Origin of the sequence: Nostoc sp. NMS9 (genome assembly GCF_017114995.1) — a bacterium.
Lineage (GTDB): Bacteria > Cyanobacteriota > Cyanobacteriia > Cyanobacteriales > Nostocaceae > Nostoc.
On sequence record NZ_JABXKL010000079.1, the window covers coordinates 23719 to 49518 of the forward strand.

The 25800-nt window shown below is 41.7% G+C and carries 7 protein-coding genes; all 7 read right to left on the minus strand.

What is annotated here, in order from left to right; translation table 11 throughout:
• Positions 1-28: 28 nt before the first annotated feature.
• Positions 29-4681 (minus strand): type I polyketide synthase, encoded by a 4653-nt coding sequence (locus HWQ40_RS24090; protein ID WP_292782775.1) that lies wholly within the window; start codon positions 4679-4681, stop codon positions 29-31.
• Positions 4674-9353, minus strand: coding sequence for a type I polyketide synthase (locus HWQ40_RS24095; RefSeq protein WP_292782778.1), 4680 nt, complete (start codon positions 9351-9353; stop codon positions 4674-4676). The genes HWQ40_RS24090 and HWQ40_RS24095 overlap by 8 nt, the downstream gene beginning before the upstream one ends.
• Positions 9354-9386: 33 nt before the next feature.
• Positions 9387-14057 (minus strand): type I polyketide synthase, encoded by a 4671-nt coding sequence (locus HWQ40_RS24100; RefSeq protein ID WP_292782781.1) that lies wholly within the window; start codon positions 14055-14057, stop codon positions 9387-9389.
• Between the two features lie 54 nt (positions 14058-14111).
• Positions 14112-15752 (minus strand): pyridoxal-dependent aspartate 1-decarboxylase PanP, encoded by a 1641-nt coding sequence (gene panP / locus HWQ40_RS24105; protein ID WP_292782784.1) that lies wholly within the window; start codon positions 15750-15752, stop codon positions 14112-14114.
• Between the two features lie 43 nt (positions 15753-15795).
• Positions 15796-19092 (minus strand): amino acid adenylation domain-containing protein, encoded by a 3297-nt coding sequence (locus tag HWQ40_RS24110; RefSeq protein WP_292782787.1) that lies wholly within the window; start codon positions 19090-19092, stop codon positions 15796-15798.
• Positions 19092-25169, minus strand: a complete 6078-nt coding sequence (locus HWQ40_RS24115) for a type I polyketide synthase (RefSeq protein ID WP_292782790.1) — start codon at positions 25167-25169, stop codon at positions 19092-19094. The genes HWQ40_RS24110 and HWQ40_RS24115 overlap by 1 nt, the downstream gene beginning before the upstream one ends.
• Positions 25170-25561: 392 nt before the next feature.
• Positions 25562-25789, minus strand: coding sequence for a hypothetical protein (locus HWQ40_RS24120; protein ID WP_292782793.1), 228 nt, complete (start codon positions 25787-25789; stop codon positions 25562-25564).
• Between the last annotated feature and the right edge of the window lie 11 nt (positions 25790-25800).

Below are 25800 nucleotides of genomic sequence, written 5' to 3' on the forward strand. Positions count from 1 at the left end.
TCTGAAATTAATTATTGAATAGGGATACTTATGCCAAATCTGCGCTACTAGCCAAAAACATTTCTACCTCCTCTTCAGAAAATTCTTCAATTTTTTCCAACAGAAGTTGCTCAATCATTTCTGCCTGCTTGATAGGTATCATAGCTTCCAGTAAAAGGTCACGTAGTGGTAGCTCTACTGGGAACTTTGCTTGCAATCGAGAAACTAATCGAGTTGCAATGAGAGAGTCTCCTCCCAACTCATAGAAATTGTCGTAAATACCAACTTGTACAATTCCCAGAACTTCTTGCCATATTTCGGCAATTTGTTTTTCTAACTCGTTAGTCGGAGCAACATAGGAATTATTAAGGTTAGGTCTGGAGTAGCGTGAGGATGAGTCTACTTGACTAGAAGATTTTGAATCTAGTAGAGAATCTAGGTTAAATGTGCGATCGCTCCAGGCTTTGATATCTACTGTTGAAACAACAACCTGACTTCCTTCTGTTAAGGAGAATATGCGTTTAAATACTTCTACGCTTTCTGCCTCAGTGATGGCTAATTCAACTCCAGATGCCTGTCCAAGAGTTTTTTGTTCTTGGGTTGTATTCAGTTGTAATTTATCCCAAGTTATGGAAATCCAAGGCAAAGAGTTATTTTGATTATGTTTCAGAGTAAAAGTATCTATTAACTGGTTAACTCCTGAGTATAAAGATAATCCAATTCCTCCAAAAATGGAAGCTAAGGAAGAAATAATGATACAAAAATCTATTTTTCTACTCTGTAAGACTTGTTCTAATACAGTCATCTTATGAAGTTGAGAGTCAAGGAGTTTTCCTAACTCTGTCTTACCAATTTCTGGTATCGGGCATAATACATTTTCGCGGGTTGTTACAGTTGAATAGATAACTCCGTGAATTTGACCAATTTTCTCAGGTGCAAGGCTCTGGTGCATTTGTTCATAGTTAGTTCTATCTGCACGCACCAACAAAAATTTTACACCTAGTTTTTCTAATTCTATCAGTTCTTGGATTTTGCAACTCACTTCATCTTCTTGAGCATGAGTTTCTAGCCATTGCGAGTATTCGTCCTCTTGTGGGAAAGTTAAATCCTCAATGAATATGAGTGTTGCTTGTAAAGTTTTCGCCAGATATTTCGCTAGCCCAACTCCAAAACTTTCCAGTCCACCAGGAAACAGGTAAACGCCCTGTTTTCTCAGGGGAGTTTTTTCTTCAACTGCTGACTCTAGGCGCACTGACTCAAATGTTTGTATCCAGCGGTAGCGATCGCGATATGCAATAACCAAATCAGGTGATAAAGCTGCAAACTCACTAATGATTTGGTCTACGATATAACTGCGATCATCTCCTGCTCTTCCCTCTGCACCCTTGGCATCTGGGCGGTTCGTTAAAACAAAATCTATACTCCGACAAACAATATTAGGATACTCTTGAGGAATAACTTTACATAACCCTAATACGGTTGCCTTTTCTGGGTCGATAGTTTCATTACCATTAACTTCCTGGGTCTGGTTTGATACAACCCAGATTTGTAGGCGATGCCTTTGGCAAGCCGCTAAGGCGTCTACGCTAATTTTTAGCTTACTAAAACTCTGTGTTAAAAGCAGCAAACTGTTGAATTCTAGATAATCACCCGTTTGACGATTTCCAAAGATATTCAAACTCCATAAACAAGCAATATTTTGGGGAATTTTACCAAGTGTAATCAGTTCTTTGAGCAATGCATCATAGTCATCTAGACTTTGCGGATTAATCGCATAAACACGCTGACTTAGTTTGCTAAAGTGCTGTCCTACCTTCACCACAATGACATCTTTACCATTCTGTTCCAGTTTGTTAACTAACTGGGAACCCACGCTACACTCATCAACAAACAAAAGCCATTGTTCATCCTCTAATTCTGCGCGAGATGGAGGTAATAAAGAACGTTTCCATGAAGGGATGTAAAACCAGTTAGCAATGTCTTGTTTTTTATCTAAAGTTACAGAGTTGCTACTTGTAGAAAGTGATGGTGATTTTGCATCAATCCAGTATCTTTGTCGCTCAAAAGGATAAGTAGGCAAAGGCAGACGATGACGCTGCTCGTGAGTGTAAAATCCTGACCAATCTATTTCTACTCCAAATAGCCACAGCCGACCTAATGTCTGTAACAAAAAGCTCACATCTGATTGTTGTTCTTTAGCATGGCGTAAACAAGTCAACACCTGTTGTTTGGCTTCTGGAAAGAGATGTTGCGTTGTTAATGTGCTTAATGTCCGCCCTGGGCCAATCTCCAAGAAAACACCTTCAAACTGTTGCAACAATTGAGATATCCCGTCGGAAAATTTCACTGGTTGTCGTAAATGCTGGCCCCAGTAGTTGGGATTTGTAGCTTGTTCATCGGTAATCCATGTACCAGTGACGTTGGAAATGAAGCGAATACGTGGTGAATTTAGCTTCACTTTTTTCACCACTTGCACAAATGGTTCCAAGATCGGTTCCATCATCACAGAATGAAATGCATGAGATGTATGCAACAGCCGACATTCAATCCCTTTGGAAGATAATTGATTTTGGAATGTGGCGATCGCTTCAACAGTACCAGAAACAACGCACGAAGATGGACTGTTAATCGCTGCTACTTCGACCAATGACTGTGCATCTAAAAGGGATTGCACATCTTTGTATAGCAGTGAAATCGCCAGCATACTCCCTGTGGGTAACTCTTGCATGAGTTGTCCCCGCTTTGCCACCACTTCTATTGTATCTTCTAGGGAAAATACACCTGCAATGGTTGCGGCGACATATTCCCCAATGCTGTGCCCAATCATCGCTTCTGGACGCACTCCCCATGACATTAATAACTGAGCCAGGGCGTACTCGATGACAAATATTGCTGGTTGGGTAATTGCTGTTTGTTGGAGTTGTTGGCTAGCAGTTTCAATTTCTTCTTCTTTGGGGAAGAGTATATGGCGGATATCTATATTAAGATGGGGTTGAAGAATCTGAGCGCAAGTATCTACATATTTTCTAAAGGTGGCTTCAACTTGGTATAATTCTCGCGCCATGTTCACATATTGCGCTCCTTGTCCGGAAAACATGAAGATGACTGGACAATGAGTAGGCTTTTGGTGATTAGTGAAAACACGTTGTGGCTCAAAGAATGTCAGTACTTTCACTACATCATCTTGATTATGACAAACCACCATACGGCGATGGTCAAATGCCCTACGACCTACTTGTAGAGTATGAGCTACATCAGGGAGATTCAAATCAGGATGCTGCTGGAGGTGAGCAACTATAGAAGCTGTAGTTGTTTCCAGTGCTGTACTGCTTTTAGCTGAAAGCAGCAACAGTTGCCAAGGGCGAGAAGTACTAGAGGGTTGAACAATTGGGGCTTCTTCCAAAATAACATGAGCATTAGTGCCTCCAACTCCAAAAGAACTGACACCAGCTCTGCGGGGAGTCCCGTTGGTCTTCCACTCCGATAACTTGGTATTAACGTAAAAAGGACTATTAGCGAAGTCTATCTCTGGATTAGGTTGTTCAAAGTGTAAGCTGGGAGGAATCAAGTTGTGTTTGAGCGCCATAACCGTTTTGATTAAGCCCGTTACACCAGAAGCTATATTCAAATGTCCAATATTAGGCTTTACCGAGCCGATGGCACAGAATTGCTTCTTGTTAGTGCGAGCTTCAAACGTCTTCTTGAGAGCACTGATTTCAATAGGGTCTCCCAAGGTTGTACCGGTTCCATGAGCCTCAATATAGGTTATTGTCTCCGGATTAAACCCAGCATTCGCCTGAGCCTCAACAATCACTTTGGCTTGGCCACCCACACTAGGAGCTGTGTAACCCACTTTGGCTGCACCATCGTTATTGATGGCTGAACTTTTAATTACTGCATGAATGCAGTCGCCATCTGCAAAAGCATCTTCTAATCTCTTGAGGACGACAATGCCTACCCCGTCGCCGAAAATAGTTCCTTGTGCTTTAGCATCAAAGGCGCGACAGCGACCATCAGGAGAAATAATCCCTCCTTCTTGATAAAAATAACCTTGCTTTTGCAGAGACTGTATCGAAACGCCACCTGCCAAAGCCAGATCGCACTCGTAGTTTAGCAATCCTTGGCACGCTAAATGAACAGCTACTAATGAGGTGGAGCAAGCCGTGCTAATATTAATACTTGGTCCCTTCAGGTTCAATTTATATGAAACTCGTGTGGCGGCAAAATCTTGAACATTACTAAAGAAAATTGAGGAACCCATTGATTTGATTATATCTGGGTTGGAAGCCAGTTTGCTAAGCATATAGATACTCAGGTTGGTTCCTACGTAAATACCAGTCAAGTCTTTGCCTGCTCCCGGGTCATAACCAGCATTTTCCAGCGCTTCCCAAGCACATTCGAGAAGAAAACGATGTTGGGGGTCTATAATTTCAGCTTCCCTTGGTGAGACATCAAAGAAGGAAGCATCAAACATTTCAATGTCTGACAGACGAGCACCAGCTTTTACATACTGAGGGTCATGCAACGATGCTGGGTCTATGCCTGAATCTTCTAATTCTTCATCACTGAAGAAAGAAATCGACTCCTGCCCATTACACAGATTATGCCAAAATTCATCAATACTTTTGGCTTTTGGAAAACGACCGGACATCCCGATTACAGCTATGCCTTTGATGGAATCATGGATTTGTTGGTTATCCATCTGCCTTCCTCCTTTGTTTCATTAATTGTCTTTTTTCTTGCATAGCTGCTTCTTTTCTGCTGGCACGTTCATCAGCTTCCTGAAATGTTGGTTCTTCAACCTGTTGTCCACCAAGATATTCTGCCAAGGCATTTATAGTTGAATACTCAAATAGATCAGCGATTGATAAATTTTTGTTTAATGTTTTTATAAGTTTACTACGAACCTGAATTATGAGTAGTGAATCTCCACCTAATTCAAAGAAATTATCATGGAGACCTACATCTTTTATCCCAAGAACTTCTTGCCAGATGTTAGCAATCGTTTGTTCAATTTCGTTTTCGGGAGCTACATATAAATTTTGTAAATCAGGTCTGGGATGGAGTGATAATGAATTTACTGGTTGGCTAGCTAGTTTCTGTTGAAAAGATTCAAACTTAATCCATTGGTCAATTCTCGCTTGAAGTTCTCCAGTCGAAACAACTACATGATTAAATTCACTACAGTTCAAGATCCTTTGAAAAGCTTCTACACCTTCTTTAGGGTCAAACGCAAATTCAGTCACACTTGCGCCAACAGATGTACTTTGTTTATTTTCTTTTTCAAGTTGCCAACTATCCCAGCTTACACTTATCCAAGAGACGGGATGGCTCTGATTATGTTGGTGTACAAAAGCGTCCATGAAGATATTTGCTGCTGAGTAGGCGACATGTCCTAATCCTCCTAAAACTGATGATAAGGAAGACAGCAGTAAACAAAAATCAAGCTCTCTGTCTTGCAAAACCTTATCTAATACTATCAGTCCGTGTACTTTTGGTTGAAATTGCCGATCGCAATCAGTTTTACTTATCTTTTCAATAGCTCCAGAAGACTGACCTCCAAGTATTCCAGCAGCATGAACCACACCGTTGAGTTTACCAAACTGTGACTCTGCTTGAGCGATCGCCAAATGCATTTGTTCTGTGTTGCTCACATCAGCACTCACTACCAAAACTTCTGCACCCAACTGTTCGAGTTGTTGGATTTTGAGAATCTTACGGCTGGTGCTATCAGTCTCATCGTGAGTCAGCAACCATTGTTTCCACTCGTCTTTTTTGGGCAAAGCTGTTCGTCCAAGCAACAGCAGTTTGGCTTGCACAGTTTGAGCCAAGTATTCTGCCACAACAAGTCCAATCCCTCCGAGTCCACCTGTAATTAGATAGACTCCCCTTTGCCTTAATCGCGGCTTGACAATTTTCGCTTTATCAAAGCGCACTGGCTCAAAAGATTGCACCCAGCGATTGATACCTCGATAGGCAATCATTTGGTCACAGCTAGAAGCTGTCAGTTCCGTCAGCAATTTTTCTACGAGTTGTTCTTCTTGCCAGCTTCCAGATTCGGGAAGAATAACATCAATACTACGACAGATGATATTTGAGTATTCTTGAGATATGACTTTAATTGGTCCGAGTAAAGTTGCTTTCTGTGGACATAGCTTTTCAGTTCCTGTTACTGGCTGTAGGTTATTAGAAATGGCTGTTATTTGTACTTCATCAGCCATTTCCCGTCTTCCTAAAGCTTGGGCAAGAAATAGCAGACTGTAAAATCCGATGAATTGGGCTTTGTCAACTTCTTCAAGTTCTAATTCTTTGCCATTGACAGGTGTGACACTCCACAAATGAGCTATTGTCTTTGGCAACTTCTGTTGTGTTGACAGTTCCTTGATTAAGGCATCGTAATTATTAGGTTGTTGAGGATTTATAGTATACTGACACTTATTGAGCTTGGTGAACTCGCCTCCAACTGTTACAGTAATAACATCCCAATTTTGTTGTTGGAGTTGTTTGACTAATTTGGAACCCAAGCCATACTCATCGATAAACACCAAAATAGAAGATAATTGATCTGTTAATTCCTTGTGTTCGAGTTGTGGTGGAGTTAATGATGGTTTCCAGAAAGGGATGTAGAACCAGTCAGCAATGTCGGGCTTTTTGCTTAGTGATACTGGTGTAGCATGGTGATCAATTCCTTGTTTTTTGGGTTCAATCCAGTATCTTTGTCGCTCAAAAGGATAAGTAGGCAAAGGCAGACGATGACGCTGCTCGTGAGTGTAAAATCCTGACCAATCTATTTCTACTCCAAATAGCCACAGCCGACCTAATGTCTGTAACAAAAAGCTCACATCTGATTGTTGTTCTTTAGCATGGCGTAAACAAGTCAACACCTGTTGTTTGGCTTCTGGAAAGAGATGTTGCGTTGTTAATGTGCTTAATGTCCGCCCTGGGCCAATCTCCAAGAAAACACCTTCAAACTGTTGCAACAATTGAGATATCCCGTCGGAAAATTTCACTGGTTGTCGTAAATGCTGGCCCCAGTAGTTGGGATTTGTAGCTTGTTCATCGGTAATCCATGTACCAGTGACGTTGGAAATGAAGCGAATACGTGGTGAATTTAGCTTCACTTTTTTCACCACTTGCACAAATGGTTCCAAGATCGGTTCCATCATCACAGAATGAAATGCATGAGATGTATGCAACAGCCGACATTCAATCCCTTTGGAAGATAATTGATTTTGGAATGTGGCGATCGCTTCAACAGTACCAGAAACAACGCACGAAGATGGACTGTTAATCGCTGCTATTTGTAGAGAACTTTTATCTGGTATCTGTGTGTCTAACAGCGACTGTACATCTTTGTCTCTTAGTTGGATTGCAAGCATACTCCCTGTGGGCAACTGTTGCATCAGTTGTCCCCTTGTTGCGACAATAGCTAAAGCATCTTCTAGGGAAAATACACCTGCAATGGTTGCGGCGACATATTCCCCAATGCTGTGCCCAATCATCGCTTCTGGACGCACTCCCCATGACATTAATAACTGAGCCAGGGCGTACTCGATGACAAATATTGCTGGTTGGGTAATTGCTGTTTGTTGGAGTTGTTGGCTAGCAGTTTCAATTTCTTCTTCTTTGGGGAAGAGTATATGGCGGATATCTATATTAAGATGGGGTTGAAGAATCTGAGCGCAAGTATCTACATATTTTCTAAAGGTGGCTTCAACTTGGTATAATTCTCGCGCCATGTTCACATATTGCGCTCCTTGTCCGGAAAACATGAAGATGACAGGCTGTTCTCTATGATCCTGGTATGTAGTAAAAACCCGGATGAGATCCTGTGTTTCCAAGGCGGTTACAGCATCCTTAATGTCCTGACAAACCAACACTCGGCGATGGTTAAAAGCCCGACGACCTACTTGTAGGGTATGAGCCACATTGGCTAAATTTATATCCGGATGCTGTTTTAAATACGCAACCAAATTTGCAGTTGCAGTTTCAAGTGCTGAACTAGTTTTGGCTGATAATAAAAGCAAATGCCAAGGTCTTAATTCTTCAAAATGTTTGATTTCAGGGGCTTCTTCAAGAATGATATGGGCATTAGTTCCACCAAAGCCTAAGGAACTAACTCCAGCCCGGCGGGGAGTACCGTTTGCTTTCCACTCTACAAGTTCAGTATTAACATAGAAGGGGCTGTTAACAAAATCAATCTGAGGATTGGGAACTTCAAAATTTAGGCTAGGAGGTATTTGTTTGTATTTCAATGCCAAGACAGTCTTGATGAGACTTGCTACACCAGATGCTGTATCTAGATGTCCGATATTTGGTTTGACTGAACCGATAGCGCAGAAGCCATTTTTCTTTGTAAAGGTACGAAAAGCCTTAGTTAGCGCTGCGATTTCCACTGGATCGCCAGTAGCTGTTCCAGTTCCATGTGTTTCTATATACGAGATATCATCAGCATCTATTCCAGCATTTGCCAGAGCCTCTACGATAACCTCTGCCTGACCATTCACACTCGGTGCTGTATAGCTAACTTTCAAAGAACCGTCGTTGTTAATTGCTGAACCCTTAATAACTGCATGAATGTAGTCTCTATCTGCAATAGCATCTTTTAACCTTTTTAATACGATAATTCCAAGCCCACTGCCGAAAATGGTACCTTGCGCTTTAGCATCAAAGGCACGACAGTGACCATCAGGAGACAAAATTCCATCTTCTTGATAGAAATAGCCTGATTTTTGTGGAACTGCGATCGCCACCCCACCTGCTAAAGCAATATCACACTCTTCATCTAGTAAACTTTTGCAGGCTAAGTGTACAGCAACTAATGAAGTAGAGCAGTAAGTTTGGATACCTATACTTGGCCCTTTTAGATTTAATTTGTATGAGACATTTGTGCTAATAAAATCTTTATAAAGAGTATGTTTATTTGAAAAGTTTATCAAATTAGAGTTGGGAAAAATATTGTTAAAAAAGTAACTGTTTGTGCTTGTTCCAGCATAAACCCCAATCAACCCTTTATAGGTTTCTGGCTCATATCCAGCGTTTTCAAGAGCTTCCCAGGCACACTCCATGAAGAAGCGTTGTTGGGGGTCTATAACTTCAGCTTCTTTAGGGCTAAAGCCAAAAAACCTAGCATCAAAACTCTCAATATCTTCTAGTACAGGTGCTGCTTTAACATAATTTGGGTCGTTTAAAATAGCCTTTTCAATATTTAAATCTACTAAATCATCATTCGAGAAAAATGAAACAGACTCAACTCCATGTTGTAAATTATGCCAAAATTCATCAAGATTTTTTGCACCAGCAAACCGACCAGACATTCCCACTAACGCTATATCTAAATCTGCTGTTTGTTCAAATGTTGTATTTACATTCATAATTTTTTTAGAAAATCAATATAAAGTAACTTATCATGATAACTTGTCTTGCATTTTTCTCTCCCTTCTTCTTTGTCCTCGACTTAATCTTTGTTCAAAAGTGCTTTCCTGAGATTCTTCAGGAAGTAAAATATTGGACATAGCTCCTACGTGGGGACATTCATAAAGTTTGGCAACAGAAAAATTTAAATTAAACGCTTTATTTAAGCGAGAAATTACTTGAATGCCTATGAGTGAATCACCACCAAGCTCAAAGAAATTGTCATGAATTCCTATCTGTTCAATTCCAAGACTTTGTTGCCAAATATCAACAATTTTTTGCTCAGTTTCATTTCTAGGAGCAATATAGTTATTACTCAGTTCCGGTCTGGGATATTTTAATTTGGATTCATTGACCTTCTCTAAAAGTTCTAAGACGCGTAGTTCATCGTAAGAATTGTGCTGATGTAGTGAATTCAGCAAGTCAGAGCAGGATACTACAACTTGGGGTATTGTACTTCCTAAAATACGCATCAAAGCATCTATACCCTCATGAGGTGATATTACTTGTTTAAGATCTTCTGCACGCAATTCTTGGAGTTTTTGAGGTACCCCTGTGTTTACCGCCATCCCAACTTCTTGCCAAGCATCCCAGTTTATACTTGTAATAAATGTGCTACGTTCCGAGATATTGCAGTAAGCAAAAGCGTCAAGAAAAGCATTGGCTCCACAATAGTCTACCTGTCCAAATCCCCCTAAAATTGAATTGATTGATGATGTGAGGACAAAGAAATCCAATTGAATATCCTTGAGGATAGCATTGAGAACCAGTGTCCCCTTGACTTTGGGAGCTAAAATACTTTCCGCTTCCTCCTGTGTTTTTCGCTGAATCATCCCGCCTCCAGGAACTCCAGCAGCATGAACCACACCATTTAGTTGACCAAATTGTGACTCTGCTTGAGCGATCGCCAAATGCATTTGTTCTGTATTACTTACATCAGCACTCACTACCAAAACTTCTGCACCCAACTGTTCGAGTTGTTGGATTTTGAGAATCTTACGGCTGGTGCTATCAGTCTCATCGTGAGTCAGCAACCATTGTTTCCACTCGTCTTTTTTGGGCAAAGCTGTTCGTCCAAGCAACAGCAGTTTGGCTTGCACAGTTTGAGCCAAGTATTCTGCCACAACAAGTCCAATCCCTCCGAGTCCACCTGTAATTAGATAGACTCCCCTTTGCCTTAATCGCGGCTTGACAATTTTCGCTTTATCAAAGCGCACTGGCTCAAAAGATTGCACCCAGCGATTGATACCTCGATAGGCAATCATTTGGTCACAGCTAGAAGCTGTCAGTTCCGTCAGCAATTTTTCTACGAGTTGTTCTTCTTGCCAGCTTCCAGATTCGGGAAGAATAACATCAATACTACGACAGATGATATTTGAGTATTCTTGAGATATGACTTTAATTGGTCCGAGTAAAGTTGCTTTCTCTGGACATAGCTTTTCAGTTCCTGTTACTGGCTGTAGGTTATTAGAAATGACTGTAATTTGTACTTCAGAAGATGTTTCCTGTCTTCCCAAAGCTTGAGCAAGAAATAGTAGACTGTAAAATCCTGTTGTTTGAGCTTTCTCAACTTCTTCAAGTTCTAATTCTTTGTCAATGACAGGCGTGACGTTCCACAAATGAACAATGCTTTCTGGTAATTTTTGTTGTGTTAAAAGTTCTTTGATTAAGGTATTGTAATCATGATTGTGATCAGGATTGAGGGTATACTGACACTCGCCTAGCTTTGTGAACTCTGCCCCAACTTTTACGGTAATAACATCCTGGTTTTGTTGTTGGAGTTGTTTTACCAGGTTAGTACCCAAGCCACACTCATCAATAAATACCAAAACAGATGATTTTTGAGATGCTAATTCTTTGTGTTCGAGCCGTTTTGGGGGTAAAGATGGTTTCCAAAAAGGAAGGTAGAACCAGTCGGCTATATCGGGTTTTTTGCCCAGTGACACTGGAGTAGGATGGTCATCAATTCCTTGTTTTTTGGGTTCAATCCAATAACGTTGACGTTCAAAGGGATAAGTAGGCAAAGGAAGACGATGACGCCGTTCATGAGTATAAAATCCTGACCAATCTATCTCTACTCCAGCCAACCATACCCGACCTAATGTCTGCAATAAATAAGCAACATCAGACTGTTGTTCTTTGACATGGCGTACACAACTCAACACTATCTGTTTGGCATTGGCATTAGGCTGTAAATGCTGTGTTGTGATTGTACTTAATGTCCGCCCAGGACCTATCTCCAAGAAAACGCCTTCAAACTGCTGTAATAGTTGCGATATTCCAGCAGAAAATTGCACAGTTTGTCGCAAATGTTGACTCCAGTAGCCGGGATTGGTAGCATCATCATCTGTAATCAAGTTGCCTGTGACATTGGATATGAAGCGAATACGCGGCGCATTGAGTTGGACTTTTTTCACAGCCTGAGTGAATGATTCCAAGATTGGTGCCATCATCACAGAATGAAATGCATGAGATGTATGTAACAGGCGACATTCAATCCCTTTGGAGGATAATTGATTTTGGAGTGTGGCGATCGCTTCCACAGTACCAGAAACTACGCACGAAGATGGACTGTTAATCGCTGCTACTTCGACCAATGACTGTGTATCTAAAAGGGATTGCACATCTTTGTGTGGCAGTGGAATTGCCAGCATACTCCCTGTGGGCAGTTGTTGCATGAGTTGTCCCCGTGTTGCCACAACAGCTAAAGCATCTTCTAAAGAGAACACACCTGCAATAGTTGCGGCGACATATTCCCCGATGCTATGACCAATCATTGCCTCTGGACGCACTCCCCATGACATCCACAACTGAGCAAGGGCATACTCAATGACAAATATTGCTGGTTGGGTAATTGCTGTTTGTTGCAGTTGTTGGGTAGCAATTTCAATTTGTTGTTCTTCAGGGAAGAGTATATGGCGGATATCAAGATTGAGCAGCGGTTGGAGAATGTCAGCACAAACATCCACATGTCTGCGAAATGTGGGTTCTACCTCGTACAGTTCTCGCCCCATATCCACATATTGCGCCCCTTGCCCGGAAAACATAAAAATGACTGAACGGTGACTGGGTTTGTGGTGATTAGTGAAAACACGTAGCGGGTCTTGGGAATTTAGCACTTTTACTGCATCATCTTGGTCATAGCAAACCACTATGCGGCGATAGTCAAAAGCCTGACGACCTAATTGTAGGGTATGAGCTACATCAGCGAGTTTTAAATCAGGATGTTGCTGGAGGTGAGCACCTAGTTGCGCTGTAATGGTTTCTAGGGCTGTAGTCGTTTTGGCTGATAGAAGCAATAATTGCCAGGGGCGGGAAACACTAGACTTTTCAACAACTGGGGCTTCTTCTAAGATCACATGGGCATTAGTCCCGCCAATGCCAAAAGAACTAACACCTGCTCTACGAGGGGTTCCGTTAGTTTTCCACTCCGATAATTTAGTATTGACATAGAAGGGACTGTTAGCGAAATCTATTTGTGGATTAGGCTGCTCAAAGTGTAAACTGGGGGGTATTTGTTGATGCTTCAGGGCTTGTACTGTTTTGATTAACCCTGTGACTCCCGCTGCTGTATTCAAATGTCCCATGTTGGTTTTTACTGAGCCGATCGCACAAAAACCTTTTTTGTTTGTGCTAGCACGAAAAGCCTGTGTTAGAGCCTCAATTTCAATGGGGTCTCCTAACGGAGTTGCAGTACCATGTGTTTCTATATATGTGATAGTCGCAGGTTCGAGTCCAGCTAAGGCAAGCGCTTCTAAAATCACTTCCCTTTGACCATCCACACTGGGGGCTGTATATCCAACCTTTAAGGAACCATCGTTATTGACAGCCGAACCTTTGATAACCGCATGAATTAAATCGCCATCTGCGATCGCATCCTCTAATCTTTTCAAGACTACTACACCCAAACCACTGCTACTATTAGTGCCTTTAGCCTTTGTATCAAAAGCTCGGCAGTGTCCATCAGGAGAGTGAATTCCGCTTTCTTGATATTGATAACCAGATATTTGCGGCACTCCTATCGAAATGCCACCAGCCAAAGCCATATCACTTTCACCATTTAGTAAACTTTGGCAGGCTAAATGGACAGCAACCAAGGAGGTAGAGCAGGCAGTCTGAATATTGATGCTAGGCCCTTTCAGGTTTAACTTGTAAGAAACTTGCGTGGGCAAAAAATCCTTATCGTTTCCAATCAAAAGTTGGAAGCTGTCTACTGATTCCATAAAGTCCCGGTTGGGATATAAGTTTGCAAGCAGATAGCTACTTGCGGCTACACCAGCGAAAAGACCAATTTGACCATTATAGGTTTGGGAGTTGTAGCCAGCATTTTCTAAAGCTTCCCAAACACATTCTAGGAAAAGACGGTGTTGTGGGTCTGTAATTTCAGCTTCCCTAGGAGAAAAGCCAAAAAATGAAGCATCAAACAACTCTATATTTTCTAGTACACCGCCTGCTTTTACGTACAGAGGGTCATTCAGCAATGTTGGATTTACTCCAGCAGATACTAGCTGCTCATCTGTGAAAAAAGAAATAGACTCTACACCATCTCGGATATTTTGCCAAAAACCATCAACGTTTTTAGCTCCGGGAAAACGACCTGCCGTACCGATGATAGCTATTTCTTCTTGAGCATTTAAGTTATTAATACTATTTAACATATTCATCGGAGAAAACGGTTTTAAATTACCAAACAAAATCAAGGTATCAGTCGCCAGAATTCAGATTGAAATTTTTGCAGCAATTTGAATCTGGTCATTTAAAACTGCATCAATATCTTCTTCTTTAGTTAACGGATTGGCAATCACTGCACGCAGAGCAATAATCGGGATTTCTTTGCCAAAGCTGGTGATTGATTTTGTTGTTCTTGAAATAAACGTATGACCAATTTGGCGCTGGATTTTCTGCAAGCATTCATTAAATTTATTGATTAGTTGATTGTCGATTTCGGTTAACTGATTTTTGATAACAAGCTCCCTGAATGGCTCTGGAATGTAGCGATATAGAAGCAGATTAGTATTAGGTTTTGCTAACAACTCAAACTCAGGCATGGTACAGATCCGGTCTGCCATATATTCAGTTTTCCTAATACCTTCATCAATCAAAAATTCATATCCCTTAAGTCCGATTAGATTTAGCCCAGCATGTAAAAATAAAGCCATACCTGGCCTAGACCCTTCTAAGGCACGTTTACCTAAATCAAATGACCCTTTACGCATGGTGTAGCTAGCTTGCTTTTCGATCGCTGTTGCCAGATGCGGATCTCGCAGAAAGACCATACCAATGCCCATTGGCAAGTAGAGTTGTTTATGTCCATCAATAGTTACTGAATCAGCCCGTTCGATGCCAGCAAGCTTATGCCGATGTTGTTCAGAAAAAATGAGTGGCCCGCCCCAAGCAGCATCTACATGAAAATGAACGTGAGCTTCTTGTGCAATCTCGGCAATATCGAAGAGTGAATCCACCCCACCTGAGTCTGTAGTGCCAGCAATGCCTACAATAGCAATGATCAACAAGTTTTGATCACGACACTCCACAACAGCTTGGCGTAGCGCTTGGATGTCAACTCGATTGTTGCTATCAGTGGGAATTCTAATCAAACTCTGTGTACCAATTCCCATCAAATCCGCAGCTTTATCAAAAGAGTAATGCATCAAGTCAGAGCCAATAATCACTGCTCCTTTGTAGCCGTAGAAATCTAGAGATGCGCCTAAACCTTCTTTTTCTACACCAAGAAACTCATCTTTCGCTCCCAAAATAGCATTTCGAGCGCACCAAAGCGCTGTAATATTTGCCACTGTCCCACCGGAAACCAAAATTCCCAGTGTACTCAGGTTATTTTGAATGTGCTGACCATAGAAATTATCAGAAAAGTTGTAAATTAGTCGATGCAACATCGCTAAAGCCTCGCGTTCACAGAAACTTAGGGCTTTAGCAGTCTCTATTTTGACAACATTTTGATTCATTGCCGTCATCAATTTTGCCAGAGGACGCACAAAAGAAGGAAGCGCCGAGGTCATGTGACCGATAAATTGTGGCGAGGATGTATGTATTGAATGAGCAACAACATTGTTGCCTAAGTATTTGAGATAGCTCTCAAAATCAATAGGTTGAACAGGTATTTTGCTCTCAGAAAAATTTCCTAATAAAGAATCTAAATCAATGCGAGTGTTGGTGTCAATCGTGTTTAAAAAATCTTCAGAAAAATTATCAAACATTTTATCTATTTCTTTCTCAATAGATGTTGTTTGACTGGATAAAGCAAACATTTGCATTACTTGTTTTTGAATATCAGAATTAAATGCTTGTTCCGTCTCCAAAAAGTAATTTCTGCTCAGTATTTCTTGCTTACTTAATGTCATATTGCATCCTAGAATAATTTTGTTTTTTACTTTATTTTTGTGATTAAACACCCTTGTTTTTTGTCGCTGAACGATGTTCTTTTGTAGCTTGTTTGCGTTGTTGTACTGACGCTGTTCTGCTTTCAGGACGACGAGAATGTTGTGTAAAAGACGGTTGTTCGCTTGATTCCTGACTAAGATATTTAGCTAGATGGCTGATAGTTGGATATTGAAACATTTCCACCAAGGGGAAATTTCGCTCAAATATTTTTTGCAACTTGCTATGAACCTGAACCAAGAGCAATGAATGACCACCGAGTTCAAAGAAGTTATCATGAATTCCTACGTTCTCGACATGAAGTAATTCTTGCCATATATCAGCAATAGTTTTTTCTACCTCGGTTTGGGGTGGTTGATAAACCGCTTCCGATTCGGGACGTGCTTTATCAGGTGCAGGCAGCGCTTTGCGATCCACTTTACCATTAGGTGTGAGCGGTAGGGCTTCTAGCATGACAAAAGCTGCTGGCACCATGTAGTTTGGCAGCTTCAACTCTAAAAAGCGACGCAGTTCAGTAATCGTTAGTGTTTGCTTTTTTTGAAGGACAAGATAGGCAACCAAACGTTGAAAATCTGCTGAATCTTCACGAACGACAACTACAGTTTCTCGCACTGCTGGGTGTTGGCTAATGACTGCTTCAATTTCTGGAAGTTCAATGCGAAAACCACGAATTTTAACTTGGTGATCGATGCGACCAATGTACTCTATCTCTGCATTGGGTAGATAGCGGGCTAAATCTCCTGTTTTGTACAGACGTGCGACTGATTTATCGCCAAAGGGATTGGGAATAAACTTTTCGCTAGTTAGAGCAGGCTGATTGAGATAACCTCTAGCCAAGCCGTCGCCACTGATATAGAGTTCGCCGCTAACGCCAATGGGAACAAGACGCAAATGAGAGTCAAGTATATATATCTGCGTATTAGTAATTGGCCAACCAATCGAGACTTGCTTTCTAGTTTGTCGAGAGTGGGAGTGATATACACTACTCCACACTGTTCCTTCCGTTGGTCCATACTCATTAAACAGAGGTGTTTCTGACTTTAACTGGTAGTGACGTTGCACCAACTCTGTTGGACAAGGTTCACCCGCAACAATGACGGTACGAAGTGATGTTAACTGTTCCGGTTTTGCCTCCTGGAACAGGAGAGCATACAGAGAAGGAAGGCTTAATAGATGGGAAACGTGATTTTGGGCGATTAACTCTACCAGTTTTGGTATCTCCAGTTGTAAACCTTCTTGGGGAAGACAAAGAATTCCTCCAGAACAAAGTGTCCAAAAAATACCGACAACAGAACTATCAAAGGCAAACGAAGAAAGCAATAAGAAGCTGGTAACTGGTTCTTGGTAGTAAGTAATACGAGCAGTAGTTGAGTGAACTAGGTTCCGATGTGCAATCTGCACTCCCTTAGGTTTGCCTGTAGAACCAGAAGTGTAAATAACATAAGCTAAGTTCAAAGGTGTAACACTACTGTCGGGTTTTTTCTCTGTTTCTTGTGAGATTTCCCCCCAGTCTGTATCAAGATAAACAATGTGTACGTCATTCTCAGGAAGTTTAGGTAGTAACTTGTTCTGAGTTAGTAGCACTGACACTTGGGCATCTTTGAGCATAAAAGCTAATCGCTCTTGGGGATATGTTGGGTCAAGGGGTACATAGGCACCACCGGCTTTGAGGATGCCTAGCAGACCGATGATCATATCGAGCGATCGCTCTACGCAGATTCCCACCAGTACCTCTGGTTTTACTCTTAGCTGTTGCAAGTAGTGCGCTAGTTGATTCGCTCGGTTGTTCAACTCGCGGTAGGTTAGTTGCTGGTTTTCAAAGACGACTGCGATCGCATTTGGTGTTTTTTCTACCTGTGCCTCAAACAATTGATGAATGCACTTATCTTGAGAATAGTCTGTCTTGGTATCATTCCATTCAACTAACAACTGTTGTACTTCAGATGAGGTTAGTAATTGCAAATCTGAAATTCGTTGTTCGGGATTACTAACTATGCTTTCCAATAAAGTCTGGAAATGCCCCAACATCCGACTAATAGTAGCACTATCAAAGCGACGGGTATCATATGAAATCAACAGATTCAATAAATCTGATTTAGGCACTACCTTCACGCTGATAGGGTAGTTTGTCCAGTCAAAAAATGACTTAGATTCGCCCAATAACTGAGATTCTACAACCCCTATGCTTTGAGCAAGCGCTCCTTGATTGTAATCTACTAACTCATTATCAAAAACTAAAATACTATCAAATAATTGTAGACCACGGGGTATCTCACTCCATTGTTGAATTTTGAGTAACGGGCTATATTCGTACTCACGCATCTGAACTTCTTCAGCTTGCAGCTTTTTCAACCAAGGTAAGAGAAAAGCATTATTATCCACTTGTACTCGTAGCGGCAGTGTGTTGATAAAGAGTCCGACCATAGATTCTGCATCTGCTAGCGCAGTCGGTCGCCCTGAAGATGTAGATCCAAAAACTATATCTGACTCTTGGCTATAACGACTTAAAAGTAAAGCCCAAGCTCCTTTAATTAAGATATTTAAGGTCAGATGATGTTTTCGTGCCAAGGATTTTAGGGCAGTTGTCATAGTTTCCGATACCAAGACTTCTTGCCTTTGATAATCTTCTTTTTGGTCAGAAAAGCTAGCAGAAGTATTACCGACCACAATTGGTGTTGGTAATGTGAATCCTTTGAGTTTCTGCCGCCAAAAAGCCTCTGCTTTATCCAGGTCTTGCTGCTGTAGCCAAGCAATATATTCTCTGTAGGGACGCGGGCGTTCTAGATGTAAATCTTGACCTTGGCAAAAAGCATTATAAAACTCATAGAATTCTTTCCACAACCAGTTTATAGACCATCCTTCCATGAGGATGTGGTGAAAGCTGAAAACAAATTCATAAGTGTCATCAGCCAGTTGAATCAACGTTAGGCGGATGAGAGGAGCTTGGGAAAGTTCAAACCCGCGATCGCCATCTGCTTTTAAGAAAGCTTTTAGTTGCTTTTGTTGCTCTTGCAAAGATAATTGCCGCCAGTCTTGGAATTCCCAAGGCAAGTCTACTTGCTGATAAACGACCTGATAAGGTTTATCAAGATTATCCCAATAGAAAGAGGTACGCAAAATTGGATGGCGATCTACAACTTGCTGCCAAGCTTTCTGGAAGGCTGAGACATCAAGCTGAGTTTGCAAGGTGAAATAAACGTGCTCAAAATACACCACCGAATTAGGTGCAACAAGCTTGTGAAAAAGCATACCCTGCTGCATGGGTGAAAGTTCGTATATATCTTCAATATTATTTTGTTTCATTAGAAATTACTCCTGTCTAATTGACCAACTTGAGCTAGTAATCGGCTTAAATTTTCTTGATTGATGTTTGCTGCCGAAAAATCAGAAGGAGTATACTCCCCTGCTTCGGGAGACTGACAATGGGTGATGAGAGACTTGAGCGCTTTGGCAAAATTGTTAGACAATTTTTCTATTGTGTTACGTTTATGGATATTCTTGCTGTAGTTCAAATTCAGTTGCAACTGACCTTCAGTAACTGACGCAGTTATTTGTAACAGATAAGGCCGAATTGCTTGGGGGCTGGTCGTCGGTCCTGGTGATTCTTCCGTCCATTTAAACAAAGAATTCTGAGGCAAGCTTTTACCAATTTGACCAAGGTAGAGAAACATCACCTCTGCTTGGGGAAGGGATCGAATTTTCTCAGTCAGTACCGTATCATGACTCAGGTAGCGTAACACTCCATAGTCAATGCCCTTGTTAGAAACATTACGAAGTTGTTCTTTAACAACTTTCAATGCATCGCCAGGATTGTCTGCTCTTTCCAAATCTAAAAGTACAGGATAAGTAGTAGTGATCCAACCTACTGTCCTTGATATATCTACATCATTTATACCACTTGTACTTACCTCACGCCCATTTTCGTCGAGATTAATCAGTAGCAAGTTCACGCTTGTCCATTGTCTAAAAGCCTGTACAAGGGCAGTAAGCAAAACCTCTTGTGTATTAGTTCGATAGACTTTTGGAACCTCCTGAAGCAGCGCTTGAGTCTCTTGTTCGCTGAAAGCTACTGACACAATTTGATCTTCTGACGCTACAGTGTTTACACCGCTAGGGTAATCTATGGGTAAAGGAGAAACCTGCTTATGACGTTCGTTCAGCCAACGTTTTTGTTCTTTCTGCAACTTTTCTGACTGAGCATACTCCTCTAACCGAATAGACCACTGCTTAAAGGAGGATGTCTTTTGTGGCAGATTAATTACCTGACCCTGACTGAGCTGCTGATAAGCAGTCTGGAGATCCTCTAATAAGATTCGCCAAGAGCCGGGATCTACTCCCAAGTGGTGGATGACGATTAGCAAGCGGCTTGACTTATTGGTACCCAGTTCAAAAAGGGCAAACCGCACAATCGGTCCTTCTGAGAGGTTTAAACTGGCTTGGATTTCGGCGGCGGCTACCTCCATAGCAGATTTTTGATCTTTTGATGACAATGCCGACAAATCAATCTGTGTAAACGGCACTACTTCTTGGGGCCTAGTGTTGACCTGCTGCCAGCCAGACTCAGAGTGTGTGAACCGAAGGCGAAGTGCATCGTGGTGTATTAATAATTGCTCCAATGTTTGCTCTAACAAAGCTAGATTCAGAGATTGAAGTACCTCTAACAAAACTGCTTGGTTCCAGTAATGGGGTTCTGGTTGATTCAATTCAAAGAACTGGTGTTGAGCAGGCGTAAGGGGTACTAGGCCAGTTACTAAACCCTGTTCAGCCTGGACAACTCGGGTTGTGGTTACTACCTCTGCTAGTTTGGCGATCGTCTGATGCTCAAATAATTGTTGAGGAGTCAGCCGAAAACCTGCTTTAGCGGCTCTGGCACTGACTTGAATACCAAGCACAGAGTCCCCACCCAACTCAAAAAAGCTATCGTGAATACCTATTTGTTTAATACCAAGGAGTTCTTGCCAGATATTAGCGATAGTTTCCTCTACCTCACTTTTAGGAGCAACATAGGCATTATCTAAATTAGGTCTTAAATAAGATGAAGCGGAACTGGTTTTTGATGCCAGTTGAGAACCTTGACGAAATTCAAGTTGAATCCATCTCTTGATACTAGCTTGCAAATCTACAGTTGATGTGACTATCTGAGTAAACTTATTCGTAGATAAAGCACGTTTAAAAACCTCCAGACCTTCTTGCCGCGTCATCATGGAGTCCGCACCTTTAGGCACAGTGATTGATTCAGAGAATTCCTGAGTAATCCAGTCGCCATAATTGATGCTCAACCAAGGAACAAAACTTGTTTGATTGTATTTGTGTACAAAAGCATCCGTGAATATGTGCGCTGCTGGATAGGCAGCCATGCCCAGTACCCCCAAAACAGATGCTAATGACGATATGACTACGCAAAAATCAAGCTGTTTTCCCTGTAGTATCTTATCTAATACAAATAATCCATAGCCTGTAGAGCGTAATTGAGTTTCACACTCAGTTTTACTTATCTGTTGAACAGTGTTGTACACTCTCACCGTTGCAGCATGAATGACACCATGAATCTCACCAAAGCGGTTTAATACTTGAGTCATTACTGCTTGCATTTGTTCTAGGTTGCCAACATCGGCGCGGCAAATCACAACTTCCGCACCCAATGCTTCTAATGCTTGCACTTTCTGGATTTTGCGTCTGATATCATCGTTATCATCATGAGTCGCTAGCCATTGCGACCACTCTAGTTTTGCAGGCAAACCTGAACGCCCTGTGAGAATTAGCTTGACACCCGCTGTTTGGGCTAAATATTCTGCCAGCACCAAGCCAATATCTCCCAGACCACCAGTAATTAAATATACTCCCTCTTGCCTGATAGGAATTGTTTCTTTATTTGGCTTTTCAAGTTGTATTGGTTCAAAAGTTTGCACCCAACGATGTTTGCCACGGTAGGCAACCATGTTCTCAGATGCCGTTTGAGTGAGTTCTGTTACAAGTTGGTCTATGAGTTGATTTTCTTGGGGTGTCCCTGATTTCGGAATGACTACATCAATATGACGACAGGTGATGTTGGGATACTCTTGGGGAATCACCTTACAAATTCCAATGACAGTTGCCTTTTCTGGACACAACTCTTCATCGCCATTCACCTCTTGCACATTGTTAGTTGCTACCAGAATTTGCAGATCGTCGGTAACTTCTTGTTTTCCCAATGCCTGCGCCAGCAAAAGCAGACTATACAAACCTAAATTCTGACATTCTTCAAAAAACTGATGAGGTGATTCTGTTTGTGTGTTGGGGATCAGACTCCAAAAATGGGCGATCGCATTTGGTTTGAAATCCCATAGTTTTTTCAGCAAGGTATCATAGTCACAGCTCGCTTGTGGACGAATTTCGTAAGAGCGATCGCCTAGCTGGGTAAACTGCTCTCCAACCCTCACAGTAATGACATCATGCCCCTCTAATTCCAGTTGTTTAGCAACTTGTAAACTCACGCCAATAGTATCAATAAAGACTAACAAGCATAACTTTTGTGTTGGTTTTGATGCTAAGTGCCCAGATCGTTTCCAGGAAGGGATGTAAAACCAGTCGGCAATATTTGGTTTTTTATGTAATGTTTGCTGTGATCGCGTAGCCAAGTTAGCTTCAGGATTGGCATCAATCCAGTAACGTTGGCGTTCAAAAGGATACGTCGGTAAGGGAATGCGATCGCGTTGTTCGTGAACATAAAAACCAGACCAATCTACTTTTACCCCTGCCAGCCACAGGCGACCTAATGTATTCATTAAAAAGGCGACATCTGACTGTTGCTCGTAGGAATGCCGCAGGGAAGAGAGCATCACAGACTTGGCTCTATCGTGATTTTCTAGACATTGCGATGCGAAACTGCTTAATGCCTGACCAGGGCCAACCTCCAATAAAATCGGATGATCTTTTTTCCACAACTCTTGCACTCCATCTGCAAAGCGTACTGCTTGGCAGAGGTGCTTCACCCAATAACTGGGATCTGTTGCTTGGTCTGCTGTAATCCAAGTTCCCGTGACGTTGGATAAATAGGGGATTTTCGGGGGTTTGAGGCTAAAGGTTTTGACTAAATCGTGGAAGGTAGGTGCGATCGCCTCCATCATCACAGAATGAAAAGCATGGGAAGTCTGCAAACGCTTCCCAACTAAACCCTGTTCACTCAACTGCCGTTCCAATTCTTCTATAGCATCTGTGAAACCTGCAATCACACACAAAGATGACCCGTTGATTGCAGACATGGAGATTTGATCATTCAACAGAGGCTGTATTTCCTCCTCTGAAAGCCCAACCGCCAACATTGCCCCACTTGGCAACTCTTGAATCATTTGCGCTCTTTTCGCTACTAGGGTTAAAGCATCTTCCAGAGATAAAACCTCGGCTAGAGTCGCCGCTACATATTCACCGATGCTGTAGCCAATCATTGCCGCCGGACGAATTCCCCAAGATATCCATAACTGAGCTAAAGCGTATTCAATGACGAAAATAGCTGGTTGGGTGAGAAAAGTTTGATTCAGCTTTTGAGTACGTAGATCTGCTTGTTCCGTTCCACGACCTAACATTTTTCGCAAATCTAGCCCAGCATAGAGAGTATTTTGCTTTTGCTTATTTCCATTCTCACTGTTTCTACTGGGATACAGGACATCTCGCAAATCAAGATTAAGGTGGGGTTTGAGGAGTTCACAGCATTGATCAACTGAGGTACGAAATGTTGGCTCAGTTTGGTAAAGTTCAAGAGCCATATCAACGTAGTGAGTTCCCAGTCCAGAAAACATGAAGGCAACAGGGCGTTCCTGAGTTTTCTGAGTACTGGTAAAAACTCGCTTTGGTTCTTGAAGTGCGTTGACAGCATCTTGAATATCTCGGCAGACAACTGCACGCCGATAGTCGAAATTTCTGCGCCCAACCTGCAATGTATAAGCCACATCGGCAAGATTTAAATCAGGGTGTTCTCGCAAATAATTAGCTAAGTTTGTTGTAGCTGTTTCCAGGGCTGAATTGGTTTTGGCAGATAGCGTTAACAACTGCCAAGGGCGAGAAGAACTGGAAGCTTCGACAACCGGGGCTTCTTCGAGAATTACATGGACATTGGTTCCCCCTAACCCAAAGGAACTAACTCCTGCACGTCGGGGAGTGCCATTTGTTTGCCATTCGGAAAGTGTGGTATTGACGTAGAAAGGACTATTGGCAAAGTCAATTTCGGGATTAGGCGAAGTAAAGTGTAAGCTGGGAGGTATTTGTTTGTGCTTGAGTGCCAGAACGGTTTTGATTAATCCCGTTACACCAGCCGCAGTATCCAAATGCCCAATATTGGTTTTGACGGAACCAATGGCGCAGAATCCTTTCTTTTGGGTACTAGAGCGAAAAGCTTGTGTCAGGGCAGCAATTTCAATGGGATCTCCTAAGGCTGTTGCTGTACCATGAGTTTCAACATAAGTGATAGTTTCCGGTTCTACTTCGGCTACTATTTGGGCTGTTCTAATTACTTTTGCTTGGGTATCGATGCGGGGTGCTGTGTAGCTGACTTTGAATGAACCATCATTATTGATAGCCGATCCTTTGATTACAGCATAAATGCGATCGCGATCGTTAAGAGCATCTTCTAATCGCTTCAGCACTACAATACCTACACCTTCACCACTCACAGAACCCTGTGCCCTAGCATCAAACGCACGGCAATGTCCGTCAGGAGACATTATTCCCCCTTCTGTGTACATATATCCAGCTTTTCTTGATGCACTGATAGCAACTCCACCAGCTAAAGCGATATCACATTCACCATTCAGTAGGCTTTGACAAGCTAAGTGAACTGCAACTAATGAAGTTGAGCAGGCAGTTTGAACAGTAAAACTAGGCCCTTCTAGATGGAGTTTGTAAGAAACGCGCGTGGTCAAAAAATCTTTGTCACCTGCTACCATGAGTTGCAGAGGATCGATAGAGTCTATAATATTTTGATTTAAGTAAACATTAAGTAAGTAGCTGCTTAAACCAGCTCCAGCATAAACACCAATGGCACCTTTATAAATTTGTGAATCATATCCAGCGCTTTCCAGAGCTGACCAAGCACACTCTAGGAAAAGTCGGTGTTGTGGATCGGTTATTTCTGCTTCTCTGGGATTAAAGCCAAAGAAGGAAGCGTCAAATAATTCTGCATCTTCTAATATAGCCCGCGCTTTTATATAATTAGGGTTATTTAGTGTAGATGAACTGATCCCTGAAGATAACAGTTCTTCCTCAGAGAAAAAAGAGATTAATTCTCTTCCCATCTGAAGATTTTCCCAAAAATCTTCAATATTTTTAGATCCTGGAAAACGTCCCATTAAGCCAATAATTGCTATTTCTGAACCATTTATTGAATTAGGTGTTGTTTGAATACTCATAATGCGTGTTGATTCCTTAAAATGTTTTCAACAGACTTAGTAATTTTGATTAGTGACAAATCTGTAATCTAGAGCCAATGCCTTCAGCATAAAGTCAAACAATTTTAGATTTGCGTTTTAGCATTTTTCATTACTTTACTTTTGTGAGAGAAATATTAAAGCCAAAATCTGAAATCCAACTAAGTATTGGGGATTTAAACTTTAATTTTTCAGAATACCTCAGCGATAAATTTAAAGCGTTCTTTCCAACTTGGCATATTATTCGATGGAACCACTACCGTAGGGGCAATTTGAGTAAGCAGAGGATAAATTGTTTTCCCACCCATCCCAAGCCAGGATTAAATCAGGCTTCAGCAGTAATATTTTCTCCAGATCCATCTGATATTCAATACCTAATGCTCAATCGCGCTGGTGCTACAGGCTGAGACGATCGCGATTGTAAGTATTAATAGCAATCGTTGTCTTGCCTTCCTGAATCCCCCTTTCCAAAGGGGAGATTTTGGTGTTTGTTCCCTGCCTCGATCAAGGGCAGGGCTAGGGTGGGGTTGATTGCCATAATTGACAAATCGTCTGAGCGATCGTCTAGAAAACTCCATCCAGTTGTCGATCCACCTGCTCATTCGTAAACCTC